Annotated in this window: 1 protein-coding gene; it reads left to right on the top strand. The window is 56.4% G+C overall.

Annotated features, from left to right (window positions below; genetic code table 11):
* Positions 1–215: CcdB family protein (locus P0D96_RS48555; RefSeq protein WP_408321513.1), on the top strand; the 215-nt coding region annotated here is incomplete at its 5' end.
* Positions 216–326 lie beyond the last annotated feature (111 nt).

Below are 326 nucleotides of genomic sequence, written 5' to 3'. Positions count from 1 at the left end.
TCGTAATTCCGCTGCGACCTGCTCGGCAACTCGCCTTCTCCGGCAAACCATCCGACCTTCTTCCCGTTTTCGAACTCCACGGCGAAGAATGTTTCCTTGATACGCCTGCCATGAGCGCGGTCCCCTTGAAGGCTCTCGGCAAGTGCATTGGTTCCCTTTCAGATCGACGCGAGGCCATCCTCGCGGCGCTCGACCGGATCTTCGGCGCATACTGATCGACAACAAATCGACTTTGTTCCTAAGGGGCGACCGTCGTATCAGCGAATCAACCTCGAACCTCTAAATATTGATTTCGCTGTTGCGCTTCACGCTGATACGGCCCCGGG

This window comes from Paraburkholderia sp. RL17-347-BIC-D (assembly GCF_046027915.1).
In the GTDB taxonomy this organism is placed as follows: Bacteria; Pseudomonadota; Gammaproteobacteria; order Burkholderiales; family Burkholderiaceae; genus Paraburkholderia.
Note: the sequence above shows the minus strand (reverse complement) of the source record. Positions and strands in the feature narration are given on the sequence as shown.